Raw genomic sequence first — 23,370 nt, forward strand, 5'->3', positions numbered from 1 at the left:
CACAGTCCCCGGGAAGTCAGTAAACTTCCATTATGAGCTCACACACTCCTCTTCCCATCGGTATCACCATGGGCGATGCGGCTGGCATTGGTCCCGAAATCATTGCCAAGCTGTTTGCCGGCATCCTGCCCCAGCCCGCCCTGGTCTATGGCGACGCTGGCGTGCTTTCATCCACCCTGCAGCGGCTGAAGCTGAACGACAAACTGCGCATTGAGCTCGTGAGCGAGCCGGAAATGGCCAGGTATGGGCCTGATATCATTTCCGTGCTCAATCGCTGGCAGGCCCTGCCGGAAGACCTCATCCCGGGGCAACCCAGTAAGCTCGCTGGCCGCGGAGCGTACGAATACCTGTGCCATGCCATCGACGACGCCCTGGCCGGCAATTTGCGGGCCATTGTCACCGCCCCCTTGAACAAAAAAACCATGCAGGCTGGCGGTGCCGATTACCCCGGCCATACCGAAATCCTGGCGGAGCGCACGGGCACCGAACGTTATGCGATGATGCTGGCCAACAACGAGCTGCGAGTCATTCTTGTCACCATCCATGTTGCGCTCAACGACGTCAGCGCCAGGATCACGTTCGAGGCCGAACTTGACACCATACGCCTGGCGCACGGCGCCTGTCGGCAGGCCGGCATTGACCAGCCCCGCATCGCGGTTGCGGGGTTGAATCCGCACGCCGGCGAAGAAGGCCGTTTTGGCCGAGAGGAAATCAAGGTGATTGCGCCTGCGATCGCCAAAGCCCGCGAAGAAGGTATAGACGCCAGCGGACCCTGGCCGGGCGACACGGTGTTCATGCGGGCGCGCCAGGGAGAATTTGACATTGTCGTTGCCCAATACCATGACCAAGGCCTGATTCCTGTGAAGTACATGGGCATAGATGAAGGCGTGAACGTCACGGTGGGGCTTCCCTTTGTGCGCACGAGCGTGGACCACGGCACCGCCTTCGATATTGCGGGCCAAAGCATTGCAGACCCCGCCTCTCTGCGCGCCGCCTACGACCTGGCGCTGGCCATGACGCCGCAGGAAAGACGCTGACAGCCTGCCAGGCTCACCCCATCGCCGACGTAAAGTTCAGGAAGCGCGTGCTTGATCCCTGGAAGGTCAGACGTACATGGCCGATGGGGCCGTTACGCTGTTTGCCAATAATGATTTCAGCCGTGCCCTTGTCGGGCGAATCAGGGTTATAGACTTCGTCGCGGTAGATGAACAAGATAAGGTCGGCATCCTGTTCAATGGCGCCTGATTCGCGCAAATCGCTCATCACGGGACGCTTGTTGGGACGCTGCTCCAGGCTGCGGTTCAACTGCGACAGCGCGATCAAGGGGCAATTCAGCTCCTTGGCCAGGCCCTTGAGCGAGCGGCTGATTTCCGAGATTTCGGTCGCGCGGTTTTCGCCGGCGGAGTTTGCCGACATCAACTGCATGTAATCGATGATGATCAGGCCCAATTGGCCACACTGCCTGGCCAGGCGTCGCGCGCGGGCGCGCACTTCCATCGAGGACAATGCCGGCGTTTCGTCGATATAGATTTGTGCCTCTTGCACCTGTTGCACAGCGTGCGTCAGGCGCGGCCAGTCATCGGCCGTCAGTTTGCCGGTGCGCATGCGGTGCTGGTCCAGCATACCGACCGAACCGACCATACGCATCGCCAACTGGACAGCGCCCATTTCCATGGAAAACACCGCAACCGGCAGCCCCTGCTCAATGGCGACATGTTCACCGATATTCATGGAAAATGAGGTTTTGCCCATAGATGGGCGCCCAGCCACGATGACAAGATCGCCCGGCTGCAGGCCAGACGTCATGCGGTCGAGATCGGTGAACCCTGTGGGAACACCCGTTATGTCGGAATCACCTTCGCGGTGATAAAGCTCGTCGATGCGCTCCACTACCTGGCTGAGCAGTGGCTGGATGTCCTGAAAGCCTGTTGCGCCCCGCGCGCCCTCCTGTGCAATCTGAAAAACCCGGGATTCGGCTTCGTCGAGCAGTTGGCGCGCTTCCTTGCCCTGTGGATTGAATGCCGCAGCCGCGATCTCGTCTGCCACGGACACCAGCTTGCGCAACATGGAGCGCTCGCGCACGATTTCGGCATAGCGCCGAATATTGGCGGCGGAAGGCGTGTTGTGCGCCAGCGCATTAAGATAAGCGAGGCCGCCAACGTCCTCGGATTTGCCGGCGCTGGCCAGGGATTCGTGCACCGTCACCACATCGGCTGGGCGTGCCAGCCCAATGAGCCGCGCAATATGCTGCCAGATCAACTTGTGGTCGTAGCGATAGAAATCATCGTCGGCCAGCACATCTGTAACGCGATCGAAGGCAGCGTTATCGAGCAACAGGCCACCCAGCACAGACTGCTCGGCCTCGACGGAATGGGGTGGCACCCGCAGATAATCGAGCTGCGTATCAGGTTTTGTATTCATGCTGTCCAAGTAGAGGCTCCGAAGGATCCGCTGCAGAAATAAAAAAGCCGGCTTGCGCCGGCTTTGTACTGCGAGGCGCGACATTCATCCGTGCATGGATGAATGTACCACGCAAGATAGCGGGATCAGGCCATTTCGCCCTGAACCACTACCGTGATGTCGGCAACAACATCCGCAAGCAGGACGACCTGAACAGGGTATTCGCCCACTGCCTTCAGGTGGCCATCCGGCAAGCGAACTTGCGCTTTTTCGACGGTATCGAAGCCATCACGCACCAGTGCGGCGGCGATGTCCATGCTGGTAACGGAGCCAAACAGACGACCATCGACGCCCGCTTTTTGCGAAACAATAACGGTGTGGCCAGCCAGCTTGGCGTTGACGGCTTCTGCCGCGGCCAGTTTTTCAGCCTGGGCTTTTTCGAGTTCGGCGCGACGCGCTTCGAATTCCTTGAGGGCGGCATCGGTGGCCCGACGCGCGATTTTCTGTGGAATCAGGTAGTTGCGGGCGTAGCCGTTGCGCACGCGCACGACGTCGCCGAGGTTACCGAGATTCACGACTTTTTCGAGCAGAATGACTTGCATGACGATAGGCCCCGGATTAGTTGTGGTTGTCGGTGTAAGGCAGCAGGGCCAGGAAGCGCGCACGCTTGATCGCGGTGTCGAGCTGGCGCTGGTAGTGAGCCTTGGTGCCAGTCAGGCGGGCAGGAATGATCTTGCCGTTTTCCTGGATGAAATCACGCAGGGTGTCCAGATCCTTGTAGTCGATTTCTTCGACGCCCGCTGCCGTGAAGCGGCAGAACTTGCGGCGCTTGAACAGCGGATTTTGCTGCGTAAATTTGCGTTTTTCTTTGCTTTTCTTGAAGTAAGCCATGTTTTTTTACCTCTTGGTAGCCCGGGCTCTGCCCGAACGGTATGTTTCATGCGCATGCGTCGCGACGCTAGCGCTCCTGTTGCAATGTGTCGAACTACACGACCGCGTTGGCACCGCCTGCGAATGTCCGGTCTGCCTGCTGAAGGTGCAACACCAGCTTGCTTGAGCTTTTTCGGGCCGGGGCAAGAAACCCCTTTATCGACAAACTCGCACCCAGCGGTGTGTCTGCCAGCAGCAAGGCCAGGTCTCCGAGCGCCACAGCCGGAAGCGTCAGTTCGATGCGACGGACAAGACCGGCTTCGATGACTTCCGACTCATGTCCCAGCAACATCTCGATAGCCGGCAAGCCAGACGGGGTATACCTAAGCGGCTTTACCTCGAGGGCTGTGGCAGTCAGGATCAGCTGGTTCACGGCGACGCGGATCGCCGGATCAGCTGGCCGATGTCGCAGGGGTTGCTTCGGCGCTGGCCTTGCGAGCCTCTTCGCGTTCGACGGATTTCATCATGACGGAAGGCGCGCTTTGCGCCTTTTTCGTCTTGATGACCAGGTGACGCAAGATGGCGTCGTTGTAGCGGAACGAATGCTCGAGGTCATCCAGCACAGTCTGGCTGCACTCAATGTTCATGCAGACGTAATGCGCCTTGACAAGCTTCTGGATGGGGTAAGCCAACTGGCGACGCCCCCAGTCTTCCAGGCGATGGATCTGGCCGCCATTGCTGGTGACGGTAGACTGATAGCGCTCGATCATGGCGGGCACCTGCTCGCTTTGATCGGGATGCACAATGAACACTACTTCGTAGTGACGCATAAAACACTCCTTGTGGATGTCTTGCGGCTATGCGATGGCCGCAAGGGGCAGCCCGTCCGTTGCATGGCCGGTTGGCCACATTTGACACGCAAATGCGCAAGGATCGAGCAAGAAACCAGTTATGTTAGCATTTTTACTTATGCCTGGGCAAGCCCAATCTGCCTGAATGCCCGTCAGGCCTTGACGCCCAGTGCATCATCCCTCGACCACGGCATACGCAGAGTGGTTGTGAATGGACTCGAAATTCTCGGCGGCCACGCGAAAACGCTGCACGCCAGGCACAACCTGCAGCTGGCTGGCGACGTCGCGCACCAGATCTTCGACAAACTTGGGATTTTCATAGGCCCGCTCCGTGACGAATTTTTCGTCCGTACGCTTGAGCAAGCCCCAGAGTTCGCATGATGCTTGCTGCTCGATGGTGCGGATGAGCTCATCCATATTGGCCAGGCCTGGATCGCTGTAGACCACCGTCGCGATGACATGAGAGCGCTGATTGTGCGCGCCATATTCGGAAATCGCCTTGGAGCATGGGCACAGGCTGGTTACCGGAACCAGAACCTGGAGCTCGAACTCCGACGCTGGGTTTTGCGTCTGTTCGGCATCGCCGCCAGACTGCTGCGTCTTGCTGACACGGGCAGTCCAGGTAAGCTCGTAATCCATGAGGCTGCTCACGCCCGACATGGGCGCAATCTTCTCCAGGAAATAAGGAAAGTGCACGGAAACATCACCTGCCTCGGCATTGAGCAAGGGCAACATGTCTGCCGCCATCTGGCAAAACGCCTGTGCCGTCAGAGGCGTGCGCCGGTGACGCTCCAGCAGCGCCACGAAACGCGACATGTGCGTGCCTTTTTCGTGCGCGGGCAGCGCAACCGTCAGCTCCCAGTTGCCCACCGTAGGCTGCGGTTCATCCCCCGCGACAGCCAGGAGCAGGGGGTGCCGGACTCCCCTCACCCCAACTCGCTGAATCGCAATGTGACGCGTATCAACACTGCTTTGCACGTCCGGCATTGTGACAGGGGAGTCATACAGAGTATTCATTAAACAAGCCTCAAGCACGGCACAAGCCGCAGCAAATTCTTGACAAAGATCAATTATGCGGCATTGCCGCAAGCCATAACCCTATAACCACAATGGTATCAGGCATAAGTCTGGTTACTTTACTACGGCGCCACGCCACCGCTGCGCCTTGGGCGCAGCGTCGTTGGGTTGGGCCTCGATGGGTGTTGACGCCTCGGACTCATCCCCGCCGGCGAGCAGTGCCGCAAACCGCTGCCTGATGGATTGTTCTATGCCACAAGCATCCAGCCCCAACTCCGCCAGGATGGCGGCCTGATCTCCATGATCGATGAAGCTATCCGGCAAGCCCAACTGCAGCACAGGCAGCTGCAGGTTCTGGCTGGCGAAAAACTCAAGCACGGCGCTGCCGGCGCCGCCCATGATAGCCGCTTCTTCAACAGTGACAAACGCCTGATGGGTTTGGGCCAGACTGGCAAGCAATGCCTCATCGAGTGGTTTGACAAAACGCATGTCCACCAACGTGGCATCGAGCGTTTCGGCCGCCGCCAGCGCCGCCGGAGCCAGGGTACCGAAAGCCAGGATGGCCAACCTTTTGCCCTGCCGTCTTACCACGCCACGCCCGATCTCCACCACATCCAGATCAGCTTGAACCTCTGCCCCCCGCCCGGCGCCACGCGGGTAGCGTACCGAGGCGGGGCCCGGATGACGATAGCAGGTGCTCAAGAGCAGCCTGGCCTCGTTCTCGTCGGACGGCGTGGCGACCACCATGTTGGGAACACAGCGCAAAAAGGCAATGTCGTAATTGCCCGCGTGGGTAGCGCCGTCAGCGCCGACAATCCCTGCGCGATCCAGCGCAAAGGTGACATCAAGATTTTGCAGCGCGACGTCGTGAATGAACTGATCGTAGCCCCGTTGCAGAAAGGTGGAGTAAATGGCGACGACCGGCTTTTGCCCCTCGCAGGCCAATCCACCGGCAAAGGTCACGGCATGCTGCTCGGCAATCCCGACATCGAAATAACGATCGGGAAAGCGCTGCTCGAATTCAACCAGGCCGCTGCCTTCGCGCATGGCAGGCGTGATGCCGTACAGGCGCTCATCGACAGCCGCCATGTCGCATAGCCAGCGCCCGAACACCTGGGTAAAGGTCTGTCGCGCAGGCTTGCCGGATTTCTGAATGCCGACGTCGGGGTCGAACTTGCCGGGGCCGTGATACAGAACGGGATCCGCCTCGGCCAGCTTATAGCCCTGACCCTTGCGTGTCACGACGTGCAGGAACTGGAGGCCGCCCAATGCCTTGAGATTCTCAAGCGTGGGAACCAGCGCATCCAGATCATGGCCGTCGATAGGGCCGACATAGTTGAAGCCGAGTTCCTCAAACAAGGTTGCCGGCGACACCATGCCCTTGGCATGCCCCTCGAAGCGGCGCGCAAGCTCAAGCACTGGCGGAACATGCTGAAGCACAGCCCTGCCCACATTCTTGGCTGCCGCATAAAAACCGCCGGACAGCAGGCGGGCCAGATACCGGTTCAGCGCCCCGACCGGAGGCGATATCGACATGTCGTTGTCGTTGAGCACCACCAGCACATTGACGCCCGGCGTTACGCCCGCGTTGTTGAGCGCCTCGAACGCCATCCCGGCCGTCATCGCGCCATCGCCGATCACAGCGATGTGCTGGCGGTTTTCACGCGCATTGCGCGAGGCCACGGCCATGCCCAGCACGGCCGATATGGAGGTGGACGAGTGGGCAGTGCCGAACGCATCATATTCGGACTCACTGCGCTTGGGAAAGCCAGATATCCCTTCTTTTTGCCGCAACGTGGCCATGCCCTCGCGTCGGCCCGTGAGAATCTTGTGCGGATAGGATTGATGCCCGACATCCCACACAATACGGTCGTAGGGCGTATTGAACACATGATGCAGCGCGATGGTCAGCTCTACCGTTCCCAGATTCGATGACAGATGCCCGCCCGTCTTCGACACCGACTGCAGAACGAACTCGCGCAACTGTGTCGCGAGCTCTTCGAGTTCGGATCGGTCCAGGTCGCGCAGATCGGCTGGCGAGTGAATAGCTTCGAGAGAAACAGTAGTCATACGGTTCAATTGATTCGGTCGTAAGGACATTTTAGTCCGTCGCGACAAAAGAAGTATTGGAAGCTGCGCGGCCTGCCCGCAACCGCCTCCGAAAGCAGGCTGCGTTAACGATCGCGCCCGACGATGTAATCGGCAATACAGGCCAGATGCGCCGCCGAAGGCCCGAGCGGCAACAAGGCCGCATGCGCCTGGGCGTGCAGTTCCTTGAGCAGTTGCCGGGAACCATCCAGCCCCATGATGGATACATAGGTGGGCTTGTTGTCCGCCGCGTCCTTGCCCGCGGTTTTGCCCAATGTTTTGGTGTCGCCGGTAACATCGAGGATATCGTCGACCACCTGAAATGCCAGGCCGACAGCGCTGGCATAGCTTTCCAGCCCCTGACGTGCTGCCGAACCCGCGCCGGCGACAATACCGCCAAGCAATACGCTGGCCTCTAGCATGGCGCCTGTTTTCATGCTGTGCATTTGTCGCAGCTGCGCCTCACTCAGCGCCTGTCCCACGCTCTCGCAATCAATGGCCTGGCCGCCGACCATGCCGAGGCTGCCTGCAGAACGGGCCAGCAACTGAGTGGCCTGAACGATCAACGCCGGTGCGATCGGCATCAGGCCCAGCAGCTCGAACGCGAGCGGTTGGAGCCCGTCGCCCGCCAGCATGGCCGTCGCCTCGTCGAACTTGACATGCACTGTCGGTTGGCCGCGACGCAAGGCGTCGTCATCCATACAGGGAAGGTCATCATGCACCAGCGAGTAGGCGTGAATGAGTTCGACGGCGGCGGCCGCGTGATCCAGGGCGATCTCCTGCGCCGACGCTGCCGTGCCGGGTTGCAGCGATGCCTCGCCCGCCGCATAGACCAGTGCCGCCCGCACACGCTTGCCGCCACCGAGCACCGCATACCGCATCGCTTCGTGCAGCCCGGTAGGCGCCAGCGTGGCCGAGGGGAGAAACTGGTCGAGCACTGCCTCGATGTGTTGCACGCGTTCGGCCAACCACGCCGGAAAATCTATTGATCGACGCCCCATGCCTCAGCCTTCGTCGCTGCTGTCATCGGTATAAGGCTTGAGCAGATTGCCCTGCAGCACCTTGACCTGCTGTTCGGCCTGATCAAGGCGGCGCTGGCAGATACGGGCCAGTTCAACGCCCTTTTCATAGGCAGCAATGGACTGGTCCAGCGGCAGGGCCCCATTTTCCATCTGACCGACCAACGCTTCCAACTGCGCCAGTGCTGTTTCAAAATCTTGCGGCAAATCCTGAGCGCCATCGGCGCCAGCGTTATCGCGACCGGCATCAATGGCCGGAGTGTTATCGTTCATGAGGCTGAAACCCGGAGAATACAGCGCGCGGAGAATCGCAGCGCACCTATGTTTTATGTCCTAGCGTAGATTGTACGAGATGACAGCGGCGGCCGCCGTAACAAATTACCGGAAGCCGGTCGCCGCCCCCCGAAATCCATGTAAATACGATACAATGTCAGGTTCTTGAAATTTCATCGGCCAATCCGTTTTTTTCTTCGCACCAGGTGTTGATCCACATATTTATCCTGGTTTATTCATCGCGGGGGGAATCATGACCGACATCGGTCGTCGAGCGCACGTAATGCCTGCGCAGACCCAACTCTCAGTCAGCAGCTACTTCGATGATGCCGTTTTTGCGCTGGAACAGGACCGCATTTTCGGTAACGCATCGCTTTACATTGGACACGAAAAACTGGTCCCGGAACCCGGAGACTGGCGTACCCTGCCCCAGGAAAACGCAGGCCGCGTACTGGTGCGCAATCCCCAGGGCGTAGAACTGGTATCCAATGTATGCCGCCATCGCCAGGCCATCATGCTGGGCGGCGAAGCCGGAGACGTCACCGGCGCCAGCCGTTCCAGCGGCAACCTCAGAGACACCGGCGGCAATATCGTCTGTCCGGTTCACCGGTGGACATACAACAATCAGGGCAAGCTGCTCGGCGCGCCGCAGTTTCCCGCCACGCCCTGCCTCGATCTGCAGCGCTTCGCGCTGCGCAACTGCAACGGCCTGCTGTTCGAGGGCCCCCGCGATCCGGCCGCCGACATGGCAGCATTGTTCCAGCGCCCCGAATTCGACTTTTCCGATTATGTGCTCGACCACGTCGAGGTACACCGCTGCCACTACAACTGGAAGACCTTTATCGAGGTCTATCTTGAAGACTACCATGTTGGCCCCTTCCATCCGGGGCTGGGCAAGTTCGTCACCTGCGACGATCTCGAATGGGAGTTTTCGGAATGGTATAGCTGCCAGCGTGTGGGTGTGCACAACGCCTTGAGTCAACCGGGCACCGATGTCTATCGCGCATGGCACGACAGGCTGATGGACTACCGCAGCGGCGACCAGCCGGAATTCGGTGCGGTATGGGTTACCTACTTTCCCACGCACATGATAGAGCTGTACCCTCATGTGCTGGTGCTGTCCACGCTCCACCCGGTCAGCCCGCAGGAAACCGTCAATATCGTGGAGTTTTACTATCCGGAGGATATCGCCGCGTTCGAGCGCGAGTTTGTCGAGGCGCAACGGGCGGCCTACATGGAAACCGCCATCGAGGATGACGAGATCGCTGAACGCATGGACGCCGGCCGCAAGGCATTGATGCAGCGCGGCGTCAGCGAAGCAGGGCCATATCAATCACCCATGGAAGACGGCATGCAACACTTTCATGAGTGGTACCGCCGCATCATGGGGCCAGACGTTTCCGTTTAGCAAAGCCGGCTCCGCCGGCTTTTTCAATGCTTGCCCGCTGCAACGCTGGCAGGCGCCGCTTGAGGCGCAGCGGGTGTGGCATCCGCATTGTTCGACACCGATGGCCCGCCAACCGGTTGAGCACCGACAACCGCAGCCGCCGGCTCTTTGGGCGAAGCCTTGGGCACGCCCCGCAAGATGCGATCCTCGTTATAGGTGCGCCATATCGATAACAGGCCCGACGCGATGATGAGCCCCATGCCGGCCCAGGCGATGACGTCGGGAACCGTTCCCCAGACCGCAAAACCCAGAATCGCCGCAAAGATAATAGTGGTGTACTGCAACGCCGCCGTCAGCAGCGCGGAGCCCAGGCCAAAGGCCCGCGTCATGGCAAGCTGCCCTATCAGACCCAGAACGCCTACGCCGGTCAGCGCCGCCCAGGCACCCAGACTGACGGTGGCAACACCCTGAATGGCGATGCCAGGAACGCTGGAAAGGCAGACGCAAAACGAAAAAATGAACACGGTACGCCATTCGGGTTCGCCGACACGGCCAAGCTGACGAATCTGCATCATGGCAATGGCAGACATGGCGCCGGCGCCCAGGCCCATGAAGGCAGCCAGAAGATGCTCATGGCCAATGCTGGGCCGCAGTACAGCCAGCACGCCCAGAAACCCGAGCAATACCGCCACGATGCGGACGGGATCACGCTGGCTGCCGCCCCACCCCAGCATCCAGCCTGCAATGAACAAGGGCGCGGTGTAATTCAGGCTGATGGCGGTAGACAGCGGCAAGTGGGAAATGGCAAAAAAGCCCAGCCACATCGAAAAAATGCCTGCGACATTACGCCATAAGTGGAGTTTCCAGCTGGGGGGAGTCAGTCTGCGATGGGTATAGCGTGTCCAGACAAAAAGCAGGAGGACAGACGGAATGCCGCGAAACAACACGACGTGCGCAAGTGATGCACCGAGATCAGAGGCAACCTTCACACAGGCCCCCATGCCAGCATACATGATACTCGCCAGTAGCATCCACAGAGACTGCATGTGACTCAACCGAAATTTAGAACTTAGCGGGAACCCGATACTATACTCCCTTACGCGATCCGTTCCGTCCCCCGACCCTTTAAAATTCGGGAACCAACCCCCATCTACATCGTCCAATCACGCTTTTTGCACCCAAGAGAGCCCTAGAACCATGAAACGCATCTTTCTCTTCCTGCTGACCAATATCGCTGTCATGGTAGTGCTGAGCGCCTCCATGAACGTTCTGGGCGTTGGCCGTTATCTCACGGCAAACGGGCTGAACATGACCCAGTTGCTGATCTTCTCGGCCATACTGGGGTTTACCGGGGCAATCATCTCGCTGTTGATCAGCAAGTGGATGGCCAAGCAAAGCACGGGCGCAAAAGTCATAGATCCCCAGCAGCCGGCCAATGCACGCGAGGCCTGGCTGCTCGATACCGTGTATCAATTGGCCGACCGCGCCGGCATTGGCCGGCCCGAGGTGGCCATCTACGAAGGCGCGCCCAATGCCTTCGCCACTGGGGCTTTTCGCAACGACGCACTGGTCGCTGTGTCCACGGGGCTGCTCGACAGCATGAGCGAAGCCGAAGTGGCTGCGGTCCTTGGCCATGAAGTCGCCCATATTGCCAATGGCGACATGGTTACGCTCACCCTGATCCAAGGGGTGCTCAACACCTTTGTCATTTTCCTGGCCCGAATTGTGGGCTATTTCGTCGACCGCGCGATTTTCAAAAATGACCGTGGCGTGGGCATGGGCTATTACATTACCGTTATCGTTTGCGAACTGATCTTCGGAGTATTGGCGTCCATTCTCGTGGCCTGGTTCTCGCGCCAACGCGAATACCGCGCCGACGCAGGCTCGGCACGCCTGCTGGGATCCCGCGAGCCCATGATCCACGCCCTGGCCCGCCTGGGCGGGCTCGAGCCTGGCGATCTGCCCAAAACCTTCGAGGCATCGGGAATATCCGGGCGGCGCAGCGTCAGTGCCCTGATGGCCTCGCATCCGCCCATCGAGGCGCGTATTCACGCACTGCAGGCGGCGCAGCGCATTTAGGCTCGACTCGCCGCGCCGGTGGACCGGCAGTGCTTCTATCCCGCAGCGCAGCCGCGCGTAAAACATACCTTAAATACGTGGCTGCGCAGTTTGGCTGGTTTATCATGCTGCCATGAACGAACTCTTCGCGCTCCTTGATTTTGGGGGTTACATCGCCTTGCTCCTGTGGGGCGTGCACATGGTTCAGACCGGTGTGCAGCGGGCATTTGGCGCCGCGCTGCGCATCTGGATGGGGCGGGCCCTGGGCACGCGCGTCAAGGCTTTCTTCACCGGCCTGGCGATCACGGCTGCCGTGCAAAGCAGTACGGCAACGGGGCTGATGATCAGCAGTTTTGCCGCCGGCGGCCTGCTGGCGCTGGGCCCCGGCATGGCCGCCATGCTGGGCGCCAATGTAGGCACCACCATTATCGTGCAGTTGCTGTCCTTCAACCTGACAGCGCTGGCGCCCACGCTGATTTTGGCCGGTGTATGGCTATTCCGCCGCAATCAGCCCAGTCGCAAGCGCGACCTTGGGCGCGTATTCATCGGCCTGGGCCTGCTGCTGCTGTCGTTGCATGAACTCATGCGCTTGTTCCAGCCCATCCAGGACGCGCAATTGTTGCGCATCGTGCTCGATGCGCTGTCCGGTCAGCCTATCGCGGCGTTGATATTGTCCGCACTGCTGGCCTGGGCTTCGCACTCCAGCGTGGCTGTGGTGGTGCTGATCATGTCGCTGGCCAGCCACGGCATGATCGCGTCACCACTGGCCATCGCGCTGGTGCTGGGCGCCAATATCGGCACCGCCATCAACCCTATCCTGGAAACAGGAAACGGGGATGACCCCGCCGCGCGCCGGCTGCCGTGGGGCAATCTGGGCACACGCATCGTCGGATGTATTGTTGCGCTCATGCTGCTGCCCTGGCTGCCAGCGCTCATGGACCGCCTCACAGACAACCCTGCCCGCGCCGTTGCCAATTTTCATACGATGTTCAACATCGCGACCGCGGTGGTGTTTCTGCCGCTATTGACACCTTATGCACGCCTGCTGCGCCGCATGCTCCCGCGCAAGACGGATCCGGATGATCCCGCACGCCCCCAGTATCTGGATGAATCCGCCCACGAAGTGCCGGGCATTGCTTTGGGCAATGCCGCCCGCGAAGCGCTGCGCGTTGCCGACATGGTTCAAAGCCTGCTGGCCACGGCTCGGGCGGCCTTTCGCCGCGACAACCGGCACCGCATGACGCATGCGCGCTACATCAACAATGCCATCAATCAGTTGGATAGTCTGATCGCCACCTATCTGGCGACCCTGGACCAGGAGGCCATGAATACCGATGATCATCGCCGGATGGACGAGATCGTGGCGTTTTCGTCCAACATGGCTCACGCCGCCAATATCACAACCAACGGCCTGCTGGGCCATACGGCAACGCTGCGCAAGAAAGGTTGGGAGCTCAAGGACTGGCAGCGCGAACAGCTTACCGAAACCATGGATCGCCTGATACGCAATCAGCGTCAGGCCGCTGCGCTATTTGTGGCAGAGGACCTCAAAAGCGCCCGCTTCCTGGCCTACGAAAAAGACTATTTCCGCGAGCTTGAAGCCAGTGCGGCCGAGCAAAACCTGCGATCCATCAAATCGGGCCGGCTCGAGGATGTCGAGGTGGGCTCGGTGTATCTGGATGTACTGCGCGATACCAAGGCCATCAACTCCTGCCTGGTCGGGGCGACGGCCTACCCCATCCTGGCCAAGCACAACGAACTGCTGCCCAACCGGTTGCGCGAGGGGGCTGCCGATATTGCCGAATAAGCAGCCGGCTCACGCGGCGTTGCCTGGGCAGCAACGCATCACGCCAGGCCCGCCATGCGAGGCATCAATGGGCCTGTTCCCAGTTCGGGCCCACGCCCACCTCTGCCAACAGGGGCACGCTGAGCGCCGCCGCGCCACTCATCAGTATTGGCAATTGCTGCGCCACGAACTCAACCTCGGCCTGCGGGACATCCAGCACAAGCTCATCGTGCACCTGCATGACCAACATGGCTTTCAGGCCTTCGGCCTGCAGCCAATCCTGAACCCGCACCATCGCGATCTTGATCAAGTCGGCAGCCGTACCTTGCATGGGTGCATTGATGGCGGCACGTTCCGCTGCCGCCAGCCGCGGGCCCTTGGCACCGCGCAGATCGGGCAGCCATAAACGCCTGCCGAAGACTGTTTCGACATAGCCAAGCTCGCGAGCCATGGCCTTGGTTTGCTCCATGTAGGCAGCAACGCCTGGATAGCGCGCAAAATACCGATCTATATACGACCGGGCGGCATCGCGCGTGATGCCCAGGTTCGATGCAAGACCGAATTCTCCCATGCCATAGATCAAGCCAAAATTAATGGCCTTGGCCGCACGGCGCTGGTCGGCGGTCACGGCATCCTGCGCGACACTGAACACCTCGGCGGCCGTCGCACGATGGATGTCGTCGCCGCGCGCAAAAGCCTCCCGCAGGTTGTCATCGGCGGATACATGCGCCATCACACGCAACTCGATCTGGGAATAATCCGCGGAGACGATGCTGCCGGCGGTTGCCACAAAGGCCGCACGCACACGCCGCCCTTCTGCCGTACGTACAGGAATGTTCTGAAGGTTGGGATCCGACGATGCAAGACGGCCGGTTATCACCGCGGCCTGGGCATAACGCGTATGAACGCGGCCTGTGCCGGGATTGATCATGCGGGGCAGCTTGTCCGTATAGGTGGACTTGAGTTTGGCCAGGCCGCGATATTCAAGCAAGAGCGCAGGCAAGGGATAATCGCGTGCGAGCTTGGTCAACACATCTTCGTCGGTGGAAGGCGCACCGCTCGCCGTTTTGCGAACAACCGGCAGCCCCATTCGCTGGAAGAGGATTTCACCCAGTTGCTTGGGAGAATTCAGGTTAAAGGGCTGCCCCGCCAGCGCATAGGCTTTTTGCTCCAATTCCACCAACTGCAGGCCAATCTCGTTGCTCTGGGCCGTCAGGACCGAGGCGTCGATCCGCACGCCATTGTGCTCCATCACCGTAAGCACCCGCGACGCCTGAATCTCAAGTTGATAGACGTATTCCAGACCAGGATCCGACGCCACCCTTGGCCGCAGCACCTGATGCAGCTGCAGCGTGAAATCAGCATCCTCGCTGCCATAGAACGCCGCCTTATCGACCTCGACCTCATCAAAGCCAATCTGTTTGGCGCCCTTGCCACAAAGGTCTTCGTAGGTGGTTCCTATGCGGCCCAGCCAGCGCTCTGCCAGTTCCTGCATATTGACCCGACGATGAGACTCGAGCACGTAAGCCTGCAGCATCGTGTCCTCGGTTATCCCGGCGAGAGCAATCCCCTCATTGAGCAACACATGTGCATCATATTTGGCGTTGTGCAGCAGCTTGTTGCGGCTGGCATCTTCGAGCCAGGGCTTGAGCCGAGCGAGCGCCTCTGCCTTGGGCAGTTGTTCTACGCGATCCGGCCCGCGGTGAGCGAGCGGAATATAGCAGGCAACCCCAGCTTCAGTTGATAGAGACAAACCAACCAGGCGCGCACACATCGGGTCGAGCGACGTGGTTTCCGTATCGAGCGCAACCAAGTCGGCAGCCTGGATGCGATCCAGCCAGCGATCAAACGTTTCCCAATCGAGAACCGCGTCGTACTGTGTTGTGGCGGGTGCTTCTGGCTGCTCGGGCGCCTGGCGGCTGTCCTGCTCAGGGATACGATCGGGTTCGCCTGTGAGTTCGCGCAGCCAGCTGCGGAAGCCGTAATCCTCGAACAACTGTATCAGCGTGCCACGATCGGCTGGGCGTGGCACGAGATCATCCAGCCCGTCGGCGACCGAAGGCAATTCGCAATCCGTCTTGATGGTCAACAGCTCGCGGGTCATGGGAAAGTTCGGGATGGCTTCGCGCAGATTTTGCCCTGCCACGCCTTTGATCTCAGCCACGTTTTCGACCAGCTTGTCGACGGACTGGTATTGCGTCAGCCATTTCGCAGCAGTCTTGGGGCCGACCTTGGTCACACCTGGCACATTGTCCACGGCGTCGCCAGTGAGCATCAGGAAATCCACGATCTGCCCCGGACGAACGCCGAACTTGCGAACGACACCCTCGACATCCTGGCGGTCACCGCTCATGGTGTTGACCAGCTCGACATGATCGTCGACCAACTGGGCCATGTCTTTGTCGCCAGTTGATATAATGGTGTGTATGCCTTCGCGCGTGGCCTTGCAGGCCAGCGTGCCAATGACATCGTCTGCCTCAACCCCTGCAATCGAGAGCACCGGCCAGCCCAATGCGGCAACCGCCTTGTGTATGGGCGCTATTTGTGCGGCAAGCTCTTCAGGCATCGAAGGCCTGTTTCCCTTGTATAGTGGGTATATATCTTCGCGAAAAGTCTTGCCCTTTGCATCGAAAATGCAGGCGGCGTAGTCTGCCTTGTAATCCTGTGCCAGTCTCCGTAACATAGAAATGACACCATATAGGGCACCGGTAGGCTCCCCTTTTGCGTTTCGCAGATCCGGCATGGCGTGATAGGCACGATATAAATAACTGGACCCATCAACAAGTAACAAGGTTTTTTTCATGTCAAACAATAAAGTTGTCCGTCTGACTGCCTCACAGCAGATTCCGGGGATTATGTCAGAGTTGCAGAACGCCGCCGACACCCTGAAGGAAATCGGTTGGGGCGTCAGCGTGTTCGGCAGCGCCCGCCTGCGCCCGGATTCCCCCTATTATGCACTGAGCGAAACCATAGGCGCCCGTCTGGCAAAGGCTGGCCTTACCGTTATTGCAGGCGGCGGCCCCGGCATTATGGAGGCCGCCAACAAGGGCGCCTTCGAAGCCGGAGGCACCAGTGTAGGCCTCAATATTAAACTGCCCCACGAAACCAGCAATAATCATTTTCAGACGCATAGCCTGAATTTCGACTACTTTTACTCGCGCAAGGCCACATTTTTCATGCACAGCGCCGCCTATATTGCCCTGCCAGGCGGCTTTGGCACGCTGGACGAACTGTTCGAAGTCATGACACTGGTCCAGACGCGCAAGGTGCCACCCGCACCCATTATCCTGATCGGCACCGAATTCTGGGACGGCCTGATCAACTGGATACGCCAGCAATTGCTGGCGCTCAAGCTCATCGGCCCACATGATATCGACCTGGTCACCGTCACCGACGATGTTGACCTGGTCATGCAGCGGATCGAAGCCTTTTGCGCGGATTTCTCCCACGAACGCGAAACTGCGCCCGCGCTGCCGGAATAAGCCCCCCCGAACGGCTTACTCCCTGCTTCTCCGGCATCGGCATTTACCCTTAATGCCGATCAAGGCTTCGAGCCCACGGTTATAGTTGAAACGGAGCAAGGCATTGGCTTTGCCGTGTTTGGCGCAATACACCGTGGTAAAACTGGTCCCATCTAATAAAAACAACTGGACCTAGTCGCAGATCGGGTCTGTGTGCACTATCCATTCACAAGGCGACACGAACACGATACAACCACGGTGTGTCGCAATAACCTGAATGGAGACAACCATGAAACCCATGTTACGACGCGTACGCAGGTTTGCCATGTTGGGCGTTGCCGCCGGCATGCTGAGTTTGAGTTCCACCGGCGCACTCGCGCAGACCAAAGTCGTTGTTGGCTACCAGCAAATCGTTGGGCCCTTTGTCAGCGCCATTGCTGACGGCAGCTTCGACAAGGCAGCCGAAGCGGCAGGCTACACCATAGACTGGCGCCAGTTCAGCTCTGCAGGCGACATCTCCAGCGCATTCGCTTCACGCGATGTACCGGTGGGTGTATTGGGCTCCACTGGCATCACGGCAGCCGTCACCCGCGGCGTCGATCTGGAACTGTTCTGGATACTGGACAACATCGGCAAATCGGAAGCACTGGTCGCCCGTGACGGTTCGGGCATCGAAAAGCCCCAGGACCTGGTCGGCAAAAAAGTCGGCGTTCCCTTCGTATCGACCGCGCACTTCCATATGCTGGTCGCCATGGACGATATCTGGAAGATCGCGCCCAAGGATGTACAAATCCTCAATATGCAGCCGCCACAGATTGTTGCCGCGTGGCAGCGAGGCGACATTGATGCCGCCTATGTCTGGCCACCTGCACTGACCGAAATCCAGAAAACCGGCAAAACCATTTCCGATTCGGAAGAAATAGGCAAGCTCAGCGTTCCCACCTTCGACGGACTGGTTGTCGACAAGGATTGGGCAGCCAAGAATCCCAAGTTCATGGCGGCGTTTACCGAAGTCCTGGCAAAATCTTACGCCGACTACAACAAGAACATCGACTCGCTCACACCGGAATCGGACACCGTTAAGGGCATCATCAAGATGATCGGCGGCAAGCCGGACGATATCGTCTCGGCACTGAAGCTGCTGCTGTTCCCCGATGCCAAGGAACAAGCCTCCAACGCCTGGCTGGGTGGTGGAAAAGACAGCGGCGCGGCGAAGGCCTTCACGGCAAGCGCCGACTTCCTGAAGGCGCAGCGGCAGATCAACAAACCGCTGGACGACTACACCTCCTTCGTCAACAGTTCATTTGCCGAAGCGGCCGCCGCGGCAGGAAACTGATCGCAGGCAGCGCTACGCTGCTGAAGCGGCGCAGCGCTGCCATTTCTACCGCGACCTTTAACGCAGCAAGGAGCATATGTATGACAGCCCCCATGGCCAATCTCAGCATCAAAGGCGTCAGCGTCACCTACCCCGCTCTGCAGCAAGGTGGGTCGGTTGTGGCTCTGCAGAACGTCAATCTTGAAATCGAGTCCGGCGACTTCGTGGTGGCACTGGGCGCCTCAGGCTGCGGCAAGACAACGCTCCTGAACGTCCTTGCAGGATTCCTTTCTCCGACCCAGGGCGAGCTACTGCTGGGCGGGGAGCCCATCACGGGGCCTGGCTCGGATCGCGGTGTCGTGTTCCAGAAACACGCACTGCTCCCCTGGCTCAACGTCATCGACAACACCGAGTTCGGTCTTAAACTGCAGGGGGTGAGCAAATCCAAGCGCCACGCGATTGCGGCGCGCAACCTCGAACTTGTCGGGCTCAAGGATTTTCACCGCCACATGATTTATCAGCTGTCCGGAGGCATGCAGCAGCGCGTAGGCATTGCCCGCGCCCTGACCTGCGACCCCGCGATGCTGCTGATGGACGAGCCCATGGCCGCGCTGGACGCCCTGTCACGCGAAACCATACAAGAGTTGCTGCTGGATGTCTGGCAGCACACTCACAAAATGTTCTTTTTCATTACCCATAGCGTAGAAGAAGCGTTGTTTCTTGGCTCCAAGCTGATCGTGATGTCGCCCCGCCCCGGCCGCATCACAAATATGTACGAACTGGATTTCAACAAGCGCTTCCTGGAAACGCGGGACGCCCGTGCCATCAAATCAAGCGAAGATTTCATCCGCATGCGCGAAACCATCCTGGGTATCATCTACGGCGACGAGCGGGCCGCCGGCGAAGCACCCGTTGACACAGCGGCGACTCTCCATGTCTAAAAAACTATTCTCCGGCAAGCCCGCCACACCGGGCCAAGTCTATGGCGCGCCCGGCGCAGGCTATAGCAATTTCATCAGTTTCATGACGGCAGTTGTGCTGATTGCCCTGTGGTTTCTGATAACCAGCATGGGCTGGGTCAAACCGATCTTCCTGCCCTCGCCCTTCGCTGTCTATGACAAGTTCATTGAGGCGGTCACGCTGGGGGTTGCCAACTCGACACTGGCCGAGCACACCATGGCCAGTTTGGGACGCGTCATGGGCGCCTTCTTGCTGGCACTAGTCACTGCCGTACCCATAGGCATATTGATGGGGGTGAACCGTATTGCGCGCGGCCTGTTCGATCCCATCATCGAGTTCTACCGGCCCCTGCCTCCGTTGGCCTATTTGCCGCTCGTCATTATCTGGTTCGGCATCGGCGAATTCCCCAAAGTATTCTTGATCTTTCTGGCCATTTTTGCTCCCATGGCCATTGCCGCACGTTCCGGCGTCAAATCGGTATCGATCGAACAGATACACGCGGCCTATGCCATGGGCGGTTCCAGCCGGCAGATCATATTTCATGTCATTCTCAAGGCAGCCATGCCGGAGATCTTCACAGGCATGCGCATCGGGATCGGCGTAGGCTGGACCACGCTGGTTGCGGCGGAAATGGTGGCTTCGGCGCGCGGCCTGGGTTTTATGGTGCTGAATGCGGCACAATACCTGGCCAGTGACACGGTGATCATGGGCATTATCGTGATTGGTTTCTTTGCCCTGCTGTTCGATTTGCTGCTGCGCTACCTTGAACGTCTGCTGATTCCGTGGAAAGGCAAGGTGTAAGCTTCGACCCAATGAACACGCCAACCCCCTCTTCCAGCAATGTGCAATGGCTGACGCTGTTTGACCGCGTCAGCGATTCCAATCTCAGCCTCCAAAGCCGCATACGCAAAATGCTGGTGTCCGCCATCCTCAGCGGACATCTTCCACCCGGCGCGCCAGCCCCTTCCAGCCGCCAGCTTTCCGAAAGCCTGGGCATTGCGCGCAACACCGTCGTCTTTGCCTATCAGCAGCTGGTTGCCGAGGGTTATCTTGTTTCCCGTGAGCGCAGTGGGCACTTCATCGCCGATGACGTGCTGCGCAACCATGTGCCGGCCATGGCTCACGAAGAAGTGAAGCCCGCCCAGCATACCGATGCCAGTTGGCAGCGGCGCATGATATTTCATCCCTCTCGCCAGCGTAACATCGTCAAGCCCGAGAACTGGCAGAGCATGCCTTACCCCTTTGTGTATGCCCAGTTCGACTCCGCCCAGTTCCCCACTGCAGAGTGGCGGGAATGCTGTACTCGCGCCCTGTCTGTGCTGGACATACGCAGTTGGGCGCCAGACCTTGTCACCAGTGACGACGCAGCGCTGATCGAGGAAATCCGTAGCCAGGTACTGCCGCGTCGCGGCGTCTGGGCAGAAGCCGATGAAATAGTCGTAACCGTGGGGGCGCAACACGCATTGTATTTACTCGGAGACCTGCTCATTGACGACCACACCGTCGTCGGCATGGAAGACCCTGGCTACCCTGATGCACGCAATACCTTTGCCCATCGCACCGAAAAACTCATGCCCTTGCCCATCGACAACGAAGGGCTTTGCATCACCCCCACCCTGCAGAACTGCGACTATATCTTCGTTACGCCAAGCCATCAGTGCCCAACCAGCGTGACACTGCCCATGGAGCGTCGCGTTGCACTGCTCGAGCTGGTGAGCCGGTCGGACGGCATTATCATCGAAGATGATTATGAAACCGAAAACCGCTATGACGGCCATCCTTCGCCCGCCCTCAAAAGCCTGGATCGGCACGGGCGGGTCATTTATATCGGCAGTCTCTCCAAAAGCTTTGCCCCTGGCCTGCGCATAGGCTATATCGTAGCGCCGCGTGAACTGGCCAGCGAATTACGCGCCTTGCGCAGGCTGATGCTGCGCCATCCTTCTTCGTACATTCAGCGCGCATTTGCGCTGTTCATCTCGCTGGGCCATCATCATTCGCTGCTGCGCAGGCTTTCCGTGCTGTACGCGGAGCGTGCGGCCGAGCTGACCAAGGCCATCCATCAGACCCTGCCCGAATTCGAACTGATACCCATCAGCGGCGGATCCTCTTGCTGGCTCAAGGCGCCAGCGGGGGTAGACACGGAGAAACTGGCCGAGGCAGCCCTGGTGGAAGGCGTGGTTGTCGAGCCAGGACATGTTTTCTATCACCATCCCGGCCCGCACAACAAGAACTATTTGCGCATGGGCTTCGCGTCCATCGACACCAACAAAATTCCCGAAGGCATACAGCGGCTGGCCAAGGCCTATCACCATATGACGCAGGCCAGCACCCACCACAGCGCAACGCCCAAGCGCCTGCGCACGCCGTAGCCAAGGCGCTTCAAAACGGGAAACACCGCCCGACAGGGAAGGCAAAATACAAAGCCACGGCTGCACAGCCGTGGCTTTTCTCATGCGTGTGCCGGCGCGGCAAGATCAGAATTTTTCGTCGCGCAGGTAATAGTACTTGTACAGCATGGACTGCCCCAGCCGGCGGAACGGCGCGAACAGATGACCGGGCAACGGCGAGTTATAGATGGGCAAATCCCACTGCTTGCCGTCCTTGCCCACCACGCGCTCGGCCAGACGGCGTCCTGCATGCGCCGAGAACGATACCCCATTGCCACCATAGCCAAATGCGTAAAACACCTGCTCGGCGGGATTGGGCTGCACGATGCGAGGCATCATATCGTGGCTGACATCCACCCAGCCCCACCAGGAATAGGCGATAGGTATCCCGCGCAATGTCGGGAACTTGCGATACAAGCCCTCCTTGAGCAGGTCCAGATGCTTTTCGTTCTTGGCGTCCGCACCGGTCAGCGCACTGCGGCTGCCAATCTGCATCGATCCATCGGGCAGCAGACGATAGTAGAAACGCAGGGTACGCGTATCAGTGATAAACGTCGTGCTGTGCAAACCCGCAGCTTCCCGCTCCTCTGGCGTCAACACCCTGGTCACCATGGAGTTGGACAGGATGGGCATGATTTTATTGGTCAGTGCCTTGTGCAGCCGTTGGGGCGTATAGCCGCCCGTTGCGACGGCAACGCGGCGTGCGCGAACGACACCGCCCGGCGTGCGCAAGTGATGCACGCCATTGATGGTGTCCCACCCCTGCACTGGACTGGCAGTATGCACTTTAACGCCCAGTGCCCGCAACCTACGCAGGTAGCCAAAGGCCAGCTTGAGCGGATGGACGCCCACGCCATCGGGTTCATGCAATGCACCTACCGCTTCCTGATCGGCCGCGTAGCGCTCATGCAGTTCGCCACGGGACAACATACGTGTGTCGTAGCCAAAGACATCCCGCATCACCCGGCATTCGTTCTCCAGAAAAGCGATTTTTTTCTGGCGATGTGCCGTATACAGGTGCCCGCCGGGCTGTGCATCACAATCTATTGTGGCAATCAGGCTCTTCCAGTAGTCGAAACCGCTATGGATCTCTGCATCAAGACGCTTGGCAACATCCATGCCCCAGCGCTGTATCCACTGCGAACGATACAGACGCCCTGAAGCGTTCTGCCCCTGGCCGCCGTTGCGACTGGTGCAGCCCCAAGCAGCCCGGTTGGCTTCCAGCACAACAACTTTTACCCCATGTTCCTCAGCCAGGTTCAACGCCGTGACCAGGCCGGTAAAGCCCGAACCGATCACCACAACATCGGCATCGAAATCATGATCGACCGGGCCATCGTCTGCGGGCGGAGGTCCCGCCGTGGCGACCCAGTACGTCGGCGCGTACGCCTGGCCGCGGCCTGTGCGCGAGACCAGCGGATCATATAAGGGATCGTAGGGACTTTCCTTGAAAGAGCGCTCAGGCGAGTGCTCTGCATCGATAGGATTGGCAGCCATC

General features: G+C 59.4%; 19 protein-coding genes and 2 pseudogenes. 9 read left to right on the top strand and 12 right to left on the bottom strand.

What is annotated here, in order from left to right:
- The first annotated feature begins 32 nt into the window (after positions 1 to 32).
- A complete protein-coding gene (pdxA, locus tag ERE07_RS08325; RefSeq protein ID WP_130008361.1) occupies positions 33 to 1,037 on the top strand; it encodes a 4-hydroxythreonine-4-phosphate dehydrogenase PdxA in 1,005 nt (334 codons plus the stop codon).
- Between the two features lie 13 nt (positions 1,038 to 1,050).
- Here pdxA and ERE07_RS08330 read toward each other — a convergent pair whose 3' ends face one another.
- From ERE07_RS08330 to ERE07_RS08370, 9 genes and pseudogenes are all read right to left on the bottom strand, one after another.
- Entirely contained in the window at positions 1,051 to 2,421 is a 1,371-nt protein-coding gene (locus ERE07_RS08330) for a replicative DNA helicase (RefSeq protein ID WP_130008362.1), read from the bottom strand.
- A 125-nt stretch (positions 2,422 to 2,546) separates the two neighbouring features.
- On the bottom strand, positions 2,547 to 3,002 hold the full coding sequence (rplI, locus tag ERE07_RS08335; protein WP_130008363.1) for a 50S ribosomal protein L9: 456 nt from the start codon (positions 3,000 to 3,002) through the stop codon (positions 2,547 to 2,549).
- A 16-nt stretch (positions 3,003 to 3,018) separates the two neighbouring features.
- Entirely contained in the window at positions 3,019 to 3,291 is a 273-nt protein-coding gene (gene rpsR, locus ERE07_RS08340; protein ID WP_130008364.1) for a 30S ribosomal protein S18, read from the bottom strand.
- Positions 3,292 to 3,385: 94 nt separating this feature from the next.
- Complete coding sequence (gene priB / locus ERE07_RS08345; RefSeq protein ID WP_130008365.1) at positions 3,386 to 3,703, bottom strand: primosomal replication protein N; 318 nt, start codon at positions 3,701 to 3,703, stop codon at positions 3,386 to 3,388.
- 19 nt (positions 3,704 to 3,722) lie between these two features.
- Complete coding sequence (rpsF, locus tag ERE07_RS08350) at positions 3,723 to 4,100, bottom strand: 30S ribosomal protein S6 (RefSeq protein WP_130008366.1); 378 nt, start codon at positions 4,098 to 4,100, stop codon at positions 3,723 to 3,725.
- A gap of 195 nt (positions 4,101 to 4,295) precedes the next feature.
- Entirely contained in the window at positions 4,296 to 5,138 is an 843-nt protein-coding gene (folE2, locus tag ERE07_RS08355; protein WP_130008367.1) for a GTP cyclohydrolase FolE2, read from the bottom strand.
- A gap of 210 nt (positions 5,139 to 5,348) precedes the next feature.
- Positions 5,349 to 7,208: pseudogene (gene dxs, locus ERE07_RS08360) on the bottom strand (1-deoxy-D-xylulose-5-phosphate synthase); the annotation flags it as partial.
- Between the two features lie 104 nt (positions 7,209 to 7,312).
- Positions 7,313 to 8,227, bottom strand: a complete 915-nt coding sequence (locus tag ERE07_RS08365; RefSeq protein ID WP_130008369.1) for a polyprenyl synthetase family protein — start codon at positions 8,225 to 8,227, stop codon at positions 7,313 to 7,315.
- 3 nt (positions 8,228 to 8,230) lie between these two features.
- Positions 8,231 to 8,518: an exodeoxyribonuclease VII small subunit gene (locus ERE07_RS08370; RefSeq protein WP_130008370.1), complete on the bottom strand. Its 288-nt coding sequence runs from the start codon at positions 8,516 to 8,518 to the stop codon at positions 8,231 to 8,233.
- A gap of 253 nt (positions 8,519 to 8,771) precedes the next feature.
- Here ERE07_RS08370 and ERE07_RS08375 point away from each other — a divergent pair, with 253 nt between their 5' ends.
- Positions 8,772 to 9,926 (top strand): aromatic ring-hydroxylating oxygenase subunit alpha, encoded by a 1,155-nt coding sequence (locus ERE07_RS08375; RefSeq protein ID WP_130008371.1) that lies wholly within the window; start codon positions 8,772 to 8,774, stop codon positions 9,924 to 9,926.
- 179 nt (positions 9,927 to 10,105) lie between these two features.
- On the opposite strand, the pseudogene ERE07_RS08380 reads toward ERE07_RS08375, so the two are convergent.
- Positions 10,106 to 10,936: pseudogene (locus ERE07_RS08380) on the bottom strand (DMT family transporter); the annotation flags it as partial.
- A 166-nt stretch (positions 10,937 to 11,102) separates the two neighbouring features.
- On the opposite strand from ERE07_RS08380, the gene htpX reads away from it, so the two are divergent.
- Both htpX and ERE07_RS08390 read left to right on the top strand, forming a co-directional pair.
- Positions 11,103 to 11,984 (top strand): protease HtpX, encoded by an 882-nt coding sequence (gene htpX / locus ERE07_RS08385; protein WP_130008373.1) that lies wholly within the window; start codon positions 11,103 to 11,105, stop codon positions 11,982 to 11,984.
- 112 nt (positions 11,985 to 12,096) lie between these two features.
- Positions 12,097 to 13,770 (top strand): Na/Pi cotransporter family protein, encoded by a 1,674-nt coding sequence (locus ERE07_RS08390; protein WP_130008374.1) that lies wholly within the window; start codon positions 12,097 to 12,099, stop codon positions 13,768 to 13,770.
- A gap of 64 nt (positions 13,771 to 13,834) precedes the next feature.
- Here the strand turns inward: ERE07_RS08390 and polA are convergent, their stop codons facing one another.
- The gene (gene polA / locus ERE07_RS08395; protein WP_130008375.1) at positions 13,835 to 16,552 is read right to left on the bottom strand and encodes a DNA polymerase I; all 2,718 of its coding nucleotides are present in this window, start codon (positions 16,550 to 16,552) and stop codon (positions 13,835 to 13,837) included.
- Between polA and ERE07_RS08400 the strand changes: the two genes are divergently transcribed.
- From ERE07_RS08400 to pdxR, 5 genes are all read left to right on the top strand, one after another.
- Positions 16,551 to 17,231 carry an LOG family protein gene (locus tag ERE07_RS08400; protein WP_130008376.1) on the top strand — a complete coding sequence of 227 codons (681 nt, stop codon included), beginning with the start codon at positions 16,551 to 16,553 and terminating at the stop codon, positions 17,229 to 17,231. The genes polA and ERE07_RS08400 overlap by 2 nt on opposite strands.
- A gap of 268 nt (positions 17,232 to 17,499) precedes the next feature.
- Positions 17,500 to 18,546, top strand: coding sequence for a taurine ABC transporter substrate-binding protein (gene tauA / locus ERE07_RS08405; protein WP_130008377.1), 1,047 nt, complete (start codon positions 17,500 to 17,502; stop codon positions 18,544 to 18,546).
- A 92-nt stretch (positions 18,547 to 18,638) separates the two neighbouring features.
- Complete coding sequence (locus ERE07_RS08410; RefSeq protein ID WP_130008675.1) at positions 18,639 to 19,466, top strand: taurine ABC transporter ATP-binding protein; 828 nt, start codon at positions 18,639 to 18,641, stop codon at positions 19,464 to 19,466.
- Positions 19,459 to 20,286 carry an ABC transporter permease subunit gene (locus tag ERE07_RS08415; protein WP_130008378.1) on the top strand — a complete coding sequence of 276 codons (828 nt, stop codon included), beginning with the start codon at positions 19,459 to 19,461 and terminating at the stop codon, positions 20,284 to 20,286. Before ERE07_RS08410 ends, ERE07_RS08415 begins: the two co-directional genes overlap by 8 nt.
- Positions 20,287 to 20,297: 11 nt before the next feature.
- Positions 20,298 to 21,854, top strand: a complete 1,557-nt coding sequence (gene pdxR, locus ERE07_RS08420) for a MocR-like pyridoxine biosynthesis transcription factor PdxR (RefSeq protein ID WP_130008379.1) — start codon at positions 20,298 to 20,300, stop codon at positions 21,852 to 21,854.
- A 105-nt stretch (positions 21,855 to 21,959) separates the two neighbouring features.
- Here the strand turns inward: pdxR and ERE07_RS08425 are convergent, their stop codons facing one another.
- Positions 21,960 to 23,369: an NAD(P)/FAD-dependent oxidoreductase gene (locus ERE07_RS08425; RefSeq protein ID WP_130008676.1), complete on the bottom strand. Its 1,410-nt coding sequence runs from the start codon at positions 23,367 to 23,369 to the stop codon at positions 21,960 to 21,962.
- Position 23,370 lies beyond the last annotated feature (1 nt).

It is taken from the genome of Allopusillimonas ginsengisoli (assembly GCF_004153455.1).
In the GTDB taxonomy this organism is placed as follows: Bacteria; Pseudomonadota; Gammaproteobacteria; order Burkholderiales; family Burkholderiaceae_B; genus Allopusillimonas; species Allopusillimonas ginsengisoli.

Bases quoted from the DNA above. Each gene is read 5' to 3' on its own strand.
- pdxA (WP_130008361.1), top strand. From the start codon at position 33: ATGAGCTCACACACTCCTCTTCCCATCGGTATCACCATGGGCGATGCG.
- rpsR (WP_130008364.1), bottom strand. From the start codon at position 3,291: ATGGCTTACTTCAAGAAAAGCAAAGAAAAACGCAAATTTACGCAGCAA.
- ERE07_RS08375 (WP_130008371.1), top strand. From the start codon at position 8,772: ATGACCGACATCGGTCGTCGAGCGCACGTAATGCCTGCGCAGACCCAA.
- ERE07_RS08330 (WP_130008362.1), bottom strand. From the start codon at position 2,421: ATGAATACAAAACCTGATACGCAGCTCGATTATCTGCGGGTGCCACCC.
- folE2 (WP_130008367.1), bottom strand. From the start codon at position 5,138: ATGAATACTCTGTATGACTCCCCTGTCACAATGCCGGACGTGCAAAGC.
- ERE07_RS08370 (WP_130008370.1), bottom strand. From the start codon at position 8,518: ATGAACGATAACACTCCGGCCATTGATGCCGGTCGCGATAACGCTGGC.
- ERE07_RS08365 (WP_130008369.1), bottom strand. From the start codon at position 8,227: ATGGGGCGTCGATCAATAGATTTTCCGGCGTGGTTGGCCGAACGCGTG.
- htpX (WP_130008373.1), top strand. From the start codon at position 11,103: ATGAAACGCATCTTTCTCTTCCTGCTGACCAATATCGCTGTCATGGTA.
- ERE07_RS08400 (WP_130008376.1), top strand. From the start codon at position 16,551: ATGTCAAACAATAAAGTTGTCCGTCTGACTGCCTCACAGCAGATTCCG.
- ERE07_RS08410 (WP_130008675.1), top strand. From the start codon at position 18,639: ATGGCCAATCTCAGCATCAAAGGCGTCAGCGTCACCTACCCCGCTCTG.
- ERE07_RS08425 (WP_130008676.1), bottom strand. From the start codon at position 23,369: ATGGCTGCCAATCCTATCGATGCAGAGCACTCGCCTGAGCGCTCTTTC.
- ERE07_RS08390 (WP_130008374.1), top strand. From the start codon at position 12,097: ATGAACGAACTCTTCGCGCTCCTTGATTTTGGGGGTTACATCGCCTTG.
- pdxR (WP_130008379.1), top strand. From the start codon at position 20,298: ATGAACACGCCAACCCCCTCTTCCAGCAATGTGCAATGGCTGACGCTG.
- polA (WP_130008375.1), bottom strand. From the start codon at position 16,552: ATGAAAAAAACCTTGTTACTTGTTGATGGGTCCAGTTATTTATATCGT.
- rplI (WP_130008363.1), bottom strand. From the start codon at position 3,002: ATGCAAGTCATTCTGCTCGAAAAAGTCGTGAATCTCGGTAACCTCGGC.
- rpsF (WP_130008366.1), bottom strand. From the start codon at position 4,100: ATGCGTCACTACGAAGTAGTGTTCATTGTGCATCCCGATCAAAGCGAG.
- tauA (WP_130008377.1), top strand. From the start codon at position 17,500: ATGAAACCCATGTTACGACGCGTACGCAGGTTTGCCATGTTGGGCGTT.
- ERE07_RS08415 (WP_130008378.1), top strand. From the start codon at position 19,459: ATGTCTAAAAAACTATTCTCCGGCAAGCCCGCCACACCGGGCCAAGTC.